We start from the raw sequence: 12,787 nt of genomic DNA on the forward strand, positions 1-12,787 counted from the left end.
CTCAGCCCCGGACCCGGAGGCGGTCGGTACTGTCCTCGCTGGGCTGGACGACGACGATGCCCTGACCGGAGAAGGCCATCTGGAAGGCCTCGCCGCTGCCGCGGCCGATCAGTGACTGCGCCTTGAAGCTGCGCTTGCCCTTCACCTTCAGGTTCGGGGACCAGGCGACGAGCGCGTCCGGGTCGACGTAGGTCTCGTCCTCGCCGCCGCCGCAGTCGACCACGATCGGCTTGCCCCGGGAGGTGAGGGCGACCCAGCCCTGTCCGGAGATCTTGGTGTTCCACAGGCCCTGTCCGGCGAACTTCGCCAGGCCCTTGACCCGCTCCACACCCCACGTCAGGTGGGCGTCGAAGGCGAGCAGGTTGGTGGCGTTGACGGAGATCCCGTCGCCGTTGAGGTTGATCACGACGACGTTGGCGCCGTAGTCGGCGAGGTAGAGCAGTCCGTCGCCGGAGCACTTCATCAGGGGCGCGCCCTCGCCGGTCATCCAGTCCTTGGCGATCTGGCGGACGGCGGGCGGGTTGGGCTCGTACTGGACGAAGCCCTCGTAGGCGGTCATCGAGCCCACGCGCGCGAGGAGGTCGTTTCCGGTCTGCATGGCGACCTTCAGCATGTGGTTGCCGTGGTTCTCCATGCGGGCGGCGACGGGTGCGGGGGCGTAGCCCGCGAGCGGCTGGTTCATCTCGGGCTCTCCCTCAGATCTCGTACGGCTGGACGACGACGAAGCTGCCGGGTGCGGCCCGGAACTGCAGGTTGACGCTCTCGCCCGTGTCGCCCGCGTAGGAGTTGCGGCGCATCCGCACCTGACTGGAGACGACCACCTGGGCGGCGGCGGACCAGGCGACCACGGCGTTGCAGTCGGCGAACGTCGTGGGCGTGACCGGCAGCACCACGGGCACGCCGCGCGTCTTGACGACGATCGTGCCGGTGCCCTGGAACTGCATCGTGAACAGCGCGCCACCCGGGATGCCGTGCCCCTCGATGCGACGCACCTCGTACTGGAGGCTCTCGTCGAAGGCGAGGACGTTCTCCGCGGAGACGCAGACGGCGTCGCCCTGGAGTTCGATGGGGTGGAGCATCGCGGAGTTGTCCGCGAGGAACACCTGCCCCTTGCCGGTGCAGCGCATCAGCTGCATCTCCTGGCCCGTGGCGTTGCCCACGACCCGGCCGGCGAATCCGGCGCCCTTGTAGCTGAAGTCGACCTTGCCCTGGTAGAGCACCATGCTGCCCTGCCGGGCGAGCACGGGCTGGCCCTCGGCTCCGAGGTCGACCCGGACCAGCTTCTTGTTCTGCTGCGTCCAGCGCTGCCCGGTCGCGGTCTCCCGGAACTGCTGGAGCGCCGCGGTCACACCGGCGCCCTGCGGCGCCCCCTGGGGGATGCCCTGCGGTGCGCCCTGGGGAGGCTGCTGGCCGTAGCCGGGAGGTGGCGTCGGCTGGCCGTAACCCGCGGGCGGGGTGGGCTGCCCGTAGCCGGCAGGCGCGGGCGGCTGGCCGTAACCGGGCGGCGGGGGCGGGGCCTGGGGCGCCTGGGGCTGGCCGTAACCGGGGGGAGGCGGCGCGGTCTGGCCGGGGACCTGGCCGTACGGCGGCTGCTGACCGGGATGGCCCGGCTGGCCGTACGGCGCGGGCGCCGGGGCGGGGGGCGGCACGGGGGCGCCGCCGGGCGGCGTGTTCATGGGCGCGACGATGGTCTGCGCGGCGTGCACGTCCGGGCCGGGCGCCGGGGCGGGAGCCGGTGGCGGCGTGGCCGCGGGCGGCGGTGCGTAGCCCTGCTGGGCGGGCGGCGGCGCGGGGGCCGCGGCCGGTGCGGGGGCGGCGGGCGCGCCGAAGGCCGGCGGCGCCGAGGCCTGGGCGGGCGGGGCGAAGCCCGGGGCGGCGCCTGACTGCGGCTGCTGCGCCTGCTCCGGCGCGGGTGCCTCGTCCTCGGCCACCTCACCGCCGAAGTTCCTCAGCAGCGCGTCGAGACCGCCGTCGAAGCCCTGACCGACGGCGGCGAACCGCCACACGTCCTTCAGATAGAAGTCGCCCAGCATGACGGCGCGCTCGGTGGAGAACTCCGACCCGCTGAACGGGTACCGGGCCACTTCCTCGCCACCCGCGACGATCCGGATGTACCCGGGGCCGACCTGCGACATCTGGCCCGCGCCGTCGATCGTCGCGGTGAAGGAGAGCTTCTGGATCTGCTGGGGGATGCTGTCGAGGGTCACCCGGAAGGACTCCGTGTCACCCGCCTGCGCACCCAGGAGTTGAATGGACTCCTCGGGGGTCTTCGGTTGGTTGAAGAACACGAAGTACCGGTCGTCCGACAACCGCTCGTCGGCGTCGAGTCCGAAACAGCTGATGTCGAAGCTCAACCCGGGGCCGGAGATCTGCACGCCTACGTACAGATCCGTGCCCGAGGTGAGGTCACTGATCCTGGCCTTGTGGCCGCGTTGAAATTCCCTGGCCATGCGTTACGACCGTCCCCCATCCGAATGCGAGTGCGTCGCGACAGGCTAACGGCAAACGCCGACACCGGAGGAAGTCGGTACAGACCCGGTACGAAACCCGTGCGGGGCCGTGGCGGACACCGGGCGGACACCTGCCCGGGCCGTCCACGCTACTCGCTGCGGGCGCCGGGTACGTGCGGCAGCCGGTCCGCGGCGACCACGCCCTCGAGGTAGCCCCTGGCTCGCTCGGTCCGCGGATAGGCCTCGAGCAGCCGCCAGAACCGCGGTCCGTGCCCGGGAACCAGCAGGTGCGCCAGTTCGTGCAGGAGGACGTAGTCGACGACGTACTCGGGCATGCCCTGGAGGCGGTGCGACAGCCGGATGCTTCCCTCGGACGGGGTGCACGAGCCCCAGCGGGTGTTCTGGTTGGTGACCCAGCGGACCGAGGCCGGCCGGGCCCGGCCGGCGAAGTACTGCCCCGACAGACGCTCCGCGCGCTCGGCCAGCTCGGCGTCGCCGAGGACGCGCTTGCTCTCCTGGGCGGCCAGCTTGTCGAGCATGACCCTCACCCAGCGTTGCTCCTCGGCCTCGGACATCCGGGCGGGGATCAGCACGACGGTGCGGTCGCCCTCGCGGTACGCGGATACCGTCCGGCGTCGCCGGGTGCTCCTGCGCACCTCGATCGCGCTCGTACCCGAGCCGCTCGGCGGCGGATTCGTCGGTGTGCGCGGGGGTGCCCCGGCGCGGTGCAGTGGGTCGGCGGACACGCCACGACGTTACCCGCTGCACACGGGGAAGTCCCGACTCCGGGGCGCTTCGGTCCGATCCGCCACTCGTCCTGGGAGACGTGCGGCTGATTCGTACGACGAATACCCCCCACCTGTGGACAACTTCCGACGCCCCTGCGCGCATCCGGGCATGCTGGCACTCGCCGGCGGATCCACGACCGGCCACGGGCCATGAACACGAGGCCGCGAACACGGCACTGGCAGACATACGGGGGACCTGGCATGCATCCGATGGTGAAGCCCGCGCTCAGGCGCGGCTGGCGCGACCTGAACACCGTGCAGTTCGGGATGACACCGGCGCACGCGCTGACCTTGGCACCGGTGGACACGGCGACGGGCAGCTTCCTGGAACTGCTCAACGGCACGCGTGGTCCGGCGCTCCTGCGCGAGGCGGGGCACCGCATGGACCTGCCGGAGGGGCACGTGGACCGAGTGGTGGAGCGGCTGGCGCGGGCCGGTCTCCTCGACGACTCCCGCGGCGGTGGGCCGGCCGCCGACGCCCTGCGGGAGAAGAAGGGGGTCCTCGACCGGCTCCGCCCCGACCTGGCCTCGCTGTCCCTGACCACCGCAGAGCCGGGGGACGCGATGAGACACCTGGCCGCCCGACGCGCTCTGCGGGTGGGTGTGCGGGGTGCCGGACGGGTGGGCGCGGTGCTGGCCGGCCTGCTGTCGGGCTCGGGCGTCGGCGAGATCGACGTGCGCGACGGCGGACGCGTCGAGCCGTGGGACGTCGCTCCGGGTGGCCTGCCCGCCGAGTCGATCGGCGACCGCCGGGACGAGGCGGCCCGCCGTGTCGTCCGCCGGGCAGCCCCCGACCGGCCGCCGCGCCGAGGCCCGACGACGCCGCACGAGGAGGGCGACCCGGGCTTCTCCCTGGTGATCGTCGCCCCGCGTGACGACGTCGCGGTGCACACCCCCGACCCTGCCGCCGCGGAGCCCCTCATGTCCTCCGGTACGCCCCACCTGTACGCCGGCGTCGTGGAGGGGACCGGGGTCGTCGGCCCCCTGGTGCTGCCCGGCGAGACGGGGTGCGCCGGCTGCCTGCACGCCGACCGCACCGACCGGGACCCGGCCTGGCCGCGGCTGGTGGCGCAGTGGCGCTCCGGGCGGCAGCGCCGGGTACCACCCTGCGACCTCACCCTCGCGGCGACCGTCGCCGGATGCGCGGCGGCTCACGCGCTCGCCTTCCTGGACGGCCGGACGCCCTCGAGCACCGGAGCGCGCTGGGAGGTCTCGCTGCCCGGTCTGCGCTGGCACGCACGGCCGGTCCGGGCGCATCCGGCGTGCCCGTGCGGGGCGGCCGGGAAAGGTAAGCAGGAACACATCCCCGAGGACGGGGGACGGCGCGCGACAATGGCTGGGCAAGGGCCGTCAGCGGAAGTACGCCACGAGGCGGAACCGGCGCGGCCGGCTGGGACTTGGAGGGCGCATGTCTGATCTTCCGCGCAAGGCGGTCACCCGGACCGCCAAGCTCGCCGCGCTCCCGCTCGGCTTCGCCGGGCGGGCCACCTGGGGGCTGGGCAAGCGAATCGTGGGCGAGTCCGCGGAGATCGTCGGCCAGCAACTGCAGCAACGCACCGCGGAGCAGCTTTTCAAGGTGCTGGGCGAGCTCAAGGGCGGGGCGATGAAGTTCGGGCAGGCCCTGTCCGTCTTCGAGTCCGCACTGCCCGAGGAGGTCGCCGGCCCCTACCGGGCAGCGCTGACCAAACTGCAGGAGGCGGCACCGCCGATGCCGACGCGCACGGTGCACGCCGTGCTCACGGAGCGGCTCGGAGAGGACTGGCAGGAGCTGTTCCTGGAGTTCGAGGACAAGCCCGCCGCGGCCGCGTCGATCGGCCAGGTGCACCGAGGGGTGTGGCACGACGGCCGCGAGGTGGCGGTCAAGGTGCAGTACCCAGGCGCCGGCGAGGCGCTGCTGTCCGACCTGAACCAGCTCAGCCGCTTCGCCCGGCTGCTCGGCCCACTGGTCCCCGGCATGGACATCAAGCCGCTGATCACCGAGCTGAAGGACCGGGTCTCGGAGGAGCTGGACTACGACCTGGAGGCCGAGGCCCAGCGGACGCACGCCGAGGTGTTCGCGGACGACCCGGACATCGTGGTGCCGGACGTGGTCCACCAGTGCGAGCAGGTGCTGATCACCGAGTGGATCGACGGCATCCCGATGTCGGAGATCATTACGAACGGCACGCAGGAGCAGCGCGACCGGGCCGGCCAGTTGCTGGCCCACTTCCTCTTCTCCGGCCCGGCGCGCACCGGGCTTCTGCACGCCGACCCGCACCCGGGCAACTTCCGTCTGCTGCCCGGCGGACCGGAGGGCGAGGACGACTGGCGTCTGGGCGTCCTGGACTTCGGCACGGTCGACCGCCTGCCGGGCGGCCTGCCCGAGCCCATCGGCGAGGCCCTGCGCATGACGCTGGACGGCGAGGCGGAGGCCGTCTACGAGATGCTCTGTGCGGAGGGCTTCGTCAAGGAGTCGATAGAGCTGGACCCCGACGCCGTTCTCGACTACCTCCTGCCGATCATCGAACCGGCCAGGGTCGACGCGTTCGCCTTCTCCCGCGGCTGGATGCGGAGCCAGGCGGCCCGCATCGGCGACCCCCGCTCCCCCGCGTACCAGCTGGCCAAGCAGCTGAACCTGCCGCCGGCCTACCTGCTGATCCATCGTGTGACCCTGAGCACCATCGGTGTGCTGTGTCAGCTGGGGGCCACGGTTCGGCTGCGCGACGAGCTGGAGGAGTGGCTGGTGGGCTTCCTCGCCGAAGAGGAGACCGAGGCGGTGGACCAGGACGTCGCCGAAGAGGACGAGGACGCCTGCGAGGTGGAGGAGACGGCCGCTCAGGCCTGATCCTCCGGGGCCGAACGCGCCGTGGGGGCCGGTCCGTTCGGCCGGGCCGGCCCCCACGCGCGGAGCCTCGTCTCCCGCCGGGAGACCGCCGCTTCAGGTGTGTCGGTTACTGCATGACCGCCATGGCCAGCGCACGCCGGGCACGCATCGAGGCGCGCTCCGCCCGGCGCTGCATCCGGCGAGCGGTCGCCAGGCGCAGTGCCCGGCGTTCCCGCTCGGCCTCGTGCAGGCGGTCGTGCATATGCGCACGCGCCAGGGCTTCTGGGATGAGTTGCATTTCACGGGTCCTGTTCTGACGCGAGTCCTTCGCGCCGCTGGTGGTGAAGTCTTCAGGCGCGGTGCCTGCGATGTCGTGGGTGGACGGCTTCATCGGGGCCTGCTTCTGGGGGTCGTACGTGAGGGGACGGTCGATCGTGCCTGCGGTGTTCATGCCGAAACCGGGTTCTTGCGCGGGCGGCCACGGGGCCGCTTGCGGGCGACGACAACACCCTGGACGAACAGCTCTCCGCCCCAGACGCCCCAGGGCTCACGCCGCTCCTTGGCACCGGCGAGGCAGGCCTCGATCAGCGGGCAGGTGCGGCAGAGGGACTTGGCGTACTCGACGTCCGCCGGCGACTCGGCGAAGAAGACCTCCGGGTCGTAGGAACGGCAGGGGACGGGCACGCCCAGGTTCTCGATGGCGTCGTCGAGCGCGGTGAGCGCGGTGAGCGGGGTCAAGGTGGAGTCCTCCGTGGAACAGGGCTTGGGGATCGTGTCGGAAGGCGGTACGGACGGGGCGTGCGCTTCGAGTTGCACGGGTGGTCTTCCTCGTCTGGTCGTTCCGGCCGGTCGGCCGGGGGTCGGCTTGGTACCGGGTTCTTTTCTTGTCCCGAGGCTCCTTCGTGCCGTCGTCCCCGTTCGGGGACAAACAGAAGGGCCGCGGATCCCGGGTGGGGTTCCGCGGCCCTGAAGGCGCCGGCCTGATCGGCGATCAGGCTGGATCACTCCAGGGTTCTGGCCCACGGAAGGCCCACATCAGGTGGTGCTGCGTCGTCTGCTTCCGGAATCCGGCACCGGTCGCGGTAAAGGCATAGGCCTGTGCCTGTGCCGCTACTGCTGCTTCCAGTGCCTTGGTCGGTCGCTCATTGCGCTCACGGACGGGAAGGCCCGCGGGGGCAACGGTGGCGGCAGCCGGACGCACGGCACGAATGCCGGACAGACCGGTGCCCGCGTGGGAAGCGCCGAGGATGCACAGGGAGACGGCCGAGCGATCGGTCATTTTGGCGGTGGAGCTGGCGACGAAGCTGCTGTTGATGCTGATCACTGGACTCGCCTCCTCTCGGCGTCTCGGGGGACTGGGACGAACCAGTCCGCGGATATGCAAGTACAACACGGATTCAGGGCCTCCGGGAAGGCCGCTGTTCCCGTGACCAAGAACCTATGGGGATTCCCGGGGCATGCGCAAACTATTTTTTCGACGAGTTGGTATCAGCCGTCCTCGTCAAGCCCCACTCCCTCCTGGCCTGCGCAGATCGCCAGCACCTCGGTTCCGTAACGGTTGAGCTTGCGCGCGCCGACCCCCGGGATCCGGGCGAGATCCCGCTCGTCCTCCGGGACGGACTCGGCGATCGCCACCAGCGTCTTGTCGGTGAAGACGCAGAACGCGGGCTGTCCGCTGCGCTCCGCCTGCACCGCCCGCCACTCGCACAGCCGCTCGTAGACGCCCTCGTCCATGTCGGACGGGCAGCCCTCGCAGCGCATCAGCTTCATCTCACCGGCGTCGGTGAGCGTGCGCCCGCAGACCCGGCAGCGGGCCGGCGTCCGCCGGGTCCGTCTCGGCACGGTGACCGCGGCACCACCGCCGCCTCCCCGGGACCCGCGCTCCACGCCGCCTCCGGCACCTCCGGCGGCCGTTCGCCCCGCGGCCGCCGTGCCGGAGCCGGGGCGCAGCCCCTTAAGGAAGCGGCTGGGCCTGCGGCTCGGCCGGCCGCCGGGCGAGCGGGCCAACGCCCAGGAGAGGTGCAGGTGTTCACGCGCACGGGTGACACCGACGTAGAGGAGGCGGCGTTCCTCCTCGATCTGCTCGTCGGTCTTTGCGTAGGTGATCGGCATCATGCCCTCGGCGACACCCACGAGGAACACGACGTCCCATTCCAGGCCCTTGGCCGAGTGCAGGGAGGCGAGGGTGACGCCCTGCACCGTCGGGGCGTGCTGGGCGCCCGCCCGCTCGTCCAGTTCCACGACGAGGTCGCTCAGTGTGGCTCCCGCCCTGGCGGCGGCGAAGTCCTGGGCCAGGCTGACCAGGGCGGCCAGCGACTCCCAGCGCTCCCGGACGGCGCCCGACCCGGCCGGCGGCTGGGTGGTCCAGCCCTCCCCGGACAGCACCGCGCGCACCTGCGAGGGCAGGTCGACGGCCTCGTCGAGGAGGGAGTCGTTGCCGCCGAAGCGCGCCGCGGCCCGCAGGGCACTGCCGGCCTTGCGCACCTCGGGCCGGTCGAAGAAGCGCTCCGCGCCCCGCAGCTGGTAGGGGACCCCGACGTCGGCGAGTGCCTGCTCGTAGGTCTCGGACTGGGAATTGGTCCGGAACAGGACCGCGATCTCGGCGGCCGGAACGCCCGCGTCGATGAGCTCGCGGATGCGGCGGGCCGCGCCCTCGGCCTCGGCCGGTTCGTCGGTGTACTCGGTGTAGACGGGCTCGGGACCCGCGGGGCGCTGGGAGACCAGCTCCAGACGGTGGTCGGCGGCCCGGCCCCGGGCCTGGGCGAGCAGGCCGTTGGCGAGGTGGACGACCTGGGGGGTGGAACGGTAGTCGCGGACCAGCTTGACGACGGTGGCACCGGGATGGCGGCCACGGAAGTCGAGCAGGTGGTCGGGGGTTGCTCCCGTGAACGAATAGATCGTCTGACTGGCGTCGCCGACCACGCACAGGTCGTCGCGGTCCCCGAGCCACAGTTCCAGCAGTCGCTGCTGGAGGGGGCTGACGTCCTGGTACTCGTCGACGACGAAGTGCTGGTACTGGGCACGGACCTGCTGGGCGACGTCGTGCCGGTCCTGGAGGACGGCCACCGTCAGCAGCAGGACGTCCTCGAAGTCGATGACGGAGCGTGCCCGCTTGAGGTCCTCGTAGGCGGCGTACAGCTGCGCGATCTCCGCCGGGTCGCGGGGAGTCTCACGGCCGGCCTTGGCGGCCGCCGGGGCGTAGTCGGCGGGGACCGTCTGGGTCACCTTGGACCACTCGATCTCCGCGGTGGCGTCGCGCAGCTCGCCCCGGTCGAGGCGGATGCGGCAGGCGGCGGCCGCGTCGGCGACGAGCTGGATCTTGCGGTCGACGAGCCTGGGCAGGGAGCCACCGATCGCTTTCGGCCAGAAGTACTGGAGCTGCCGCAGCGCCGCCGAGTGGAAGGTGCGGGCCTGCACACCGGAGGCGCCGAGCTGGCGCAGCCGGCCGCGCATCTCCCCGGCCGCGCGGTTGGTGAAGGTGACGGCGAGAACGCTGGAGGGCTGGAGGATCCCGGCGCGCACCCCGTAGGCGATGCGGTGGGTGATCGCCCGGGTCTTGCCCGTACCGGCTCCCGCCAGCACGCACACCGGGCCGCGCAGGGCGGTCGCCACCTCGCGCTGCTCGGGGTCGAGCCCTTCGAGCACCGCGTCGGCCGAGTCCGGTACCTGCGGGATGAGGGTGGAGTGCGTTGCTGCTGTCACACCGCCATGCTGCCAGGTCTCGCGAGACGGGTGGTTCAGTTGTCCACAGGCACGCACCGATAGTCGTACCCATGCGACAGGAGTCACGCGGCGTTCACGAGGCGGGAATGGTGGCGCCGCCGCGGACGTTCACCTCCTGCGACCTCATCCCCGGGCCGCAGCTTTCCCGAGTCGCCGAAGGAGCACGAGAGACATGTCGGGCACTGTGACGATGTACAGCACCACGTGGTGCGGCTACTGCCGTCGGCTGAAGAGCCAGATGGACCGCGAGGGCATCGCGTACACCGAGGTCAACATCGAGCAGGACCCGGAGTCCGCCGCGTTCGTGGAGAAGGCGAATGGCGGAAACCAGACGGTGCCGACCGTGCTCTTCCCCGACGGCTCGACGCTGACGAACCCGTCGCTGGCGCAGGTGAAGCAGAAGGTCGGCGCGTAGCCGGCGGGCCGGGACTCAGCCGGCCGCAGAAGCCTCAGAGGGGCGGCCCTTCCCGCGACGGGAAGGGCCGCCCCTCTTGTGGTGCCGGGGTCAGAAGGCGCCGCGGGTCGGCAGCGGCTTGCCGTACCAGAGCTCGATGAGGCGGGCCGCGATCGAGATGCCGTAGGGCGGCAGCACCTCGCCGGACTCGAAGGCGGCGCCCAGCTCGTCGCGGGAGAACCAGCGGGCTTCGTGGATCTCGTCGCCGTCGACGTTGATCCCGGTCGAGGTGGCGTGGGCCATGAAGCCCAGCATCAGGCTGGACGGGAAGGGCCACGGCTGGCTCGCGACGTACTCGACCGGACCGACGGTGACGCCGACCTCCTCCTGGACCTCGCGGCGCACCGACTGCTCGATGGACTCCCCGGGCTCCACGAAGCCGGCGAGGGTCGAGAAGCGGCCCTCGGGCCAGTGCACCTGGCGGCCGAGCAGGATGCGGTCCTCACCGTCCGTGACCGCCATGATCACCGCGGGGTCCGTGCGCGGGTAGTGCTCGGCGCCACAGGCGGGGCACCGGCGGATGTGGCCGGCCGCGGCGATGACGGTGCGCTCGCCGCAGCGGGAGCAGAACCGGTGCAGGCGCTGCCAGTTCTCCAGGGCGACCGCGTGGGCCATCAGTCCGGCGTCGCGGTCCGACAGGAGCAGGCCGGCCTCGCGCAGGCCCGCCGGGCGCGCGGACTGGTCCATGCGGCCGGGCAGGGAGTCCTTCTGGAGGGCGAAGAAGCTGGTCCCCTCCTCGTCGGTGCCCAGGAAGTACCGGTGTGCCTCGGTGAGCGGGGCCTCGAAGGAGGGGGTCATGACGAGTTCGGTGGCCCCGTCGGGTGTCTCGTCGATGAGGACCTGGCCGCCGGAGACCACGAAGCAGCGTGTCGAGGGGTGGCTCCACGCCGCCGCGAGCCAGGCCTCGTCGAGGCGGTGGTGGGCGGCGCGGTCGATGCCGCTCGGGGCGGTGAGCGAGATGGGACGGTCTGCGGTGTGGTCGGTCCAGGTGGTCACGAGTGGTTCCAACTCCCCCGGTGAGCGGTTCGGTTCGGCAGGCGGGTGCAGTGGTTCGTACGGCGGATGGTGACCGGGTCCGGGAGGGCTCGGCGGCGCGGGGCGGCCTTTCCAGTGTGCCGCGCGCGATGCCGGTGGGTCCCGGACCGTGCGCGACGCTCAGGGTGCGTGACGCCAGTACTCCGCCAGGTCGCCCCAGAGGTGGGCGGAGGTTTCGACGCCCTTGAGGAGCAGATCCAGTTCCACCTTCTCGTCGGGGGCGTGCCAGCCGTCCGACGGGACGGAGATGCCGAGGAACAGCACCGGCGCGCCGAGGACCTCCTGGAGGTCGGCGGCCGGTCCCGAGCCGCCTTCCCTGGTGAAGCGGACCGGTGTCTCGAAGGCCCGGCCCATCGCGCGGACCACGGACCGCAGTGCCGGGTGGTCCAGCGGCGTCAGGCAGGGGCGGGTGGCGGAGCCGAAGGTGATCTCGCAGCGGATGCCCGGGGGCACCTGCTCGGCGGCCCAGGCGCGGACGGCTTTCTCCACGTGGTCCGGGTCCTGGCCCGCGACGAGGCGGAAGGAGAGCTTCACCATGGCGGACGACGGGATGATCGTCTTGCTGCCGGGGCCCTGGTAGCCGCCGCCGATGCCGTTGACCTCGGCGGTGGGGCGGGCCCAGACGCGCTCCAGGGTGGTGTGCCCGGCTTCGCCGTGGGCGGCGTACGACTTGGCCGTGCGCAGCCACCGCGGTTCGTCGAAGGGCAGCTCGGCGAAGAGTTCGCGTTCGCGGTCGGTGAGCTCGATCACGCCGTCGTAGAAGCCCGGGACCGCCACGCGCGCGTGCTCGTCGTGCAGGGCGGCGACGAGGCGGGCGACGGCGGTGGCCGGGTTGGGGACCGCGCCGCCGAAGGATCCCGAGTGGATGTCCTGGTCGGGTCCGTGCAGTCGGATCTCGCACTCGGCGAGGCCCCGCATCCCGGTGCAGACCGTGGGGGTGTCCTCGGACCACATGCCGGTGTCGGAGACGATCACCGCGTCGGCGGTGAGCCGCTCGGCGCGCTCCTCGACGAGGGCGCGGAAGTGCGGGGAGCCGGATTCCTCCTCGCCCTCGATCAGCAGCTTGAGGTTCACCGCGGGAGCGGTGCGGCCTGTCGCGGCGAGATGGGCGCGGACACCGAGTGTGTGGAAGAAGACCTGCCCCTTGTCGTCGGCCGCCCCGCGCGCGTAGAGACGGTTCTCGCGGACGACGGGCTCGAAGGGGTCGCTGTTCCAGCCGTCCTCGCGGGCGGCGGGCTGTACGTCGTGGTGGCCGTAGACGAGGACCGTCGGTGCCTGCGGGTCCCCGGAGGGCCATTCGGCGAAGACCGCGGCGGCCCCGGGAGTGGGCCAGACCTCGGCGGTCGGGAAGCCGGTCTCCTTCAGTTTGGCGGCGAGCCAGTCGGCGCTGCGGCGGACATCGGGCGCGTGGTCGGGCTGGGCCGACACGGACGGGATGCGCAGCCAGTCGACGAGGTCGTCGAGGAAGGCGGCGCGGTGCTGTTCGATGTACGTACGGACAGCGCTGACAGCATTGTCAACGGGGTGGCTCATG

The 12,787-nt window shown here is 72.0% G+C and carries 12 protein-coding genes; 3 read left to right on the forward strand and 9 right to left on the reverse strand.

The genetic code is table 11. The features are described 5' to 3' along the window. Nucleotide 1 precedes the first annotated feature (1 nt). The 3 genes from OHA99_RS12315 to OHA99_RS12325 form a co-directional block, all read right to left on the reverse strand. Nucleotides 2-682, reverse strand: a complete 681-nt coding sequence (locus OHA99_RS12315) for an AIM24 family protein (RefSeq protein WP_007444540.1) — start codon at nt 680-682, stop codon at nt 2-4. 13 nt (nt 683-695) lie between these two features. Then, complete coding sequence (locus OHA99_RS12320) at nt 696-2,450, reverse strand: TerD family protein (protein WP_153178051.1); 1,755 nt, start codon at nt 2,448-2,450, stop codon at nt 696-698. Nucleotides 2,451-2,599: 149 nt separating this feature from the next. Next, on the reverse strand, nt 2,600-3,196 hold the full coding sequence (locus OHA99_RS12325) for a M48 family metallopeptidase (protein WP_164383301.1): 597 nt from the start codon (nt 3,194-3,196) through the stop codon (nt 2,600-2,602). Nucleotides 3,197-3,439: 243 nt separating this feature from the next. On the opposite strand from OHA99_RS12325, the gene OHA99_RS12330 reads away from it, so the two are divergent. Together OHA99_RS12330 and OHA99_RS12335 are read left to right on the forward strand one after the other, a co-directional pair. Further along, nucleotides 3,440-4,654 (forward strand): TOMM precursor leader peptide-binding protein, encoded by a 1,215-nt coding sequence (locus tag OHA99_RS12330; protein WP_266570678.1) that lies wholly within the window; start codon nt 3,440-3,442, stop codon nt 4,652-4,654. Further along, nucleotides 4,647-6,062, forward strand: coding sequence for an AarF/ABC1/UbiB kinase family protein (locus OHA99_RS12335; RefSeq protein WP_153178053.1), 1,416 nt, complete (start codon nt 4,647-4,649; stop codon nt 6,060-6,062). The genes OHA99_RS12330 and OHA99_RS12335 overlap by 8 nt, the downstream gene beginning before the upstream one ends. A gap of 106 nt (nt 6,063-6,168) precedes the next feature. Here OHA99_RS12335 and OHA99_RS12340 read toward each other — a convergent pair whose 3' ends face one another. The 4 genes from OHA99_RS12340 to OHA99_RS12355 all read right to left on the reverse strand — a co-directional run bounded on the left by OHA99_RS12340 (nt 6,169) and on the right by OHA99_RS12355 (nt 9,743). After that, a complete protein-coding gene (locus OHA99_RS12340) occupies nt 6,169-6,492 on the reverse strand; it encodes a hypothetical protein (RefSeq protein WP_153178054.1) in 324 nt (107 codons plus the stop codon). Then, entirely contained in the window at nt 6,489-6,857 is a 369-nt protein-coding gene (locus OHA99_RS12345; protein ID WP_003973786.1) for a WhiB family transcriptional regulator, read from the reverse strand. The genes OHA99_RS12340 and OHA99_RS12345 overlap by 4 nt, the downstream gene beginning before the upstream one ends. A 175-nt stretch (nt 6,858-7,032) precedes the next feature. Beyond that, nucleotides 7,033-7,365, reverse strand: coding sequence for a hypothetical protein (locus OHA99_RS12350; protein WP_164383304.1), 333 nt, complete (start codon nt 7,363-7,365; stop codon nt 7,033-7,035). Nucleotides 7,366-7,529: 164 nt separating this feature from the next. Then, nucleotides 7,530-9,743 carry an ATP-dependent DNA helicase UvrD2 gene (locus tag OHA99_RS12355; protein ID WP_153178056.1) on the reverse strand — a complete coding sequence of 738 codons (2,214 nt, stop codon included), beginning with the start codon at nt 9,741-9,743 and terminating at the stop codon, nt 7,530-7,532. A 193-nt stretch (nt 9,744-9,936) separates the two neighbouring features. Here OHA99_RS12355 and OHA99_RS12360 point away from each other — a divergent pair, with 193 nt between their 5' ends. Beyond that, nucleotides 9,937-10,179 (forward strand): mycoredoxin, encoded by a 243-nt coding sequence (locus OHA99_RS12360; RefSeq protein WP_007444445.1) that lies wholly within the window; start codon nt 9,937-9,939, stop codon nt 10,177-10,179. A gap of 90 nt (nt 10,180-10,269) precedes the next feature. Here the strand turns inward: OHA99_RS12360 and nudC are convergent, their stop codons facing one another. Further along, nucleotides 10,270-11,214, reverse strand: coding sequence for an NAD(+) diphosphatase (nudC, locus tag OHA99_RS12365; protein ID WP_165684878.1), 945 nt, complete (start codon nt 11,212-11,214; stop codon nt 10,270-10,272). 159 nt (nt 11,215-11,373) lie between these two features. After that, nucleotides 11,374-12,786 (reverse strand): dipeptidase, encoded by a 1,413-nt coding sequence (locus tag OHA99_RS12370; protein WP_153178057.1) that lies wholly within the window; start codon nt 12,784-12,786, stop codon nt 11,374-11,376. Nucleotide 12,787: the final 1 nt, after the last annotated feature.

Source organism: Streptomyces coelicoflavus (assembly GCF_045041415.1).
Lineage (GTDB): Bacteria > Actinomycetota > Actinomycetes > Streptomycetales > Streptomycetaceae > Streptomyces > Streptomyces coelicoflavus.

Excerpts from the sequence above, each read along its gene's own strand:
- OHA99_RS12315 (WP_007444540.1), bottom strand. The coding sequence starts at position 682 with ATGAACCAGCCGCTCGCGGGCTACGCCCCCGCACCCGTCGCCGCCCGC.
- OHA99_RS12320 (WP_153178051.1), bottom strand. The coding sequence starts at position 2,450 with ATGGCCAGGGAATTTCAACGCGGCCACAAGGCCAGGATCAGTGACCTC.
- OHA99_RS12330 (WP_266570678.1), top strand. The coding sequence starts at position 3,440 with ATGCATCCGATGGTGAAGCCCGCGCTCAGGCGCGGCTGGCGCGACCTG.
- OHA99_RS12335 (WP_153178053.1), top strand. The coding sequence starts at position 4,647 with ATGTCTGATCTTCCGCGCAAGGCGGTCACCCGGACCGCCAAGCTCGCC.
- OHA99_RS12340 (WP_153178054.1), bottom strand. The coding sequence starts at position 6,492 with ATGAACACCGCAGGCACGATCGACCGTCCCCTCACGTACGACCCCCAG.
- OHA99_RS12360 (WP_007444445.1), top strand. The coding sequence starts at position 9,937 with ATGTCGGGCACTGTGACGATGTACAGCACCACGTGGTGCGGCTACTGC.
- OHA99_RS12370 (WP_153178057.1), bottom strand. The coding sequence starts at position 12,786 with ATGAGCCACCCCGTTGACAATGCTGTCAGCGCTGTCCGTACGTACATC.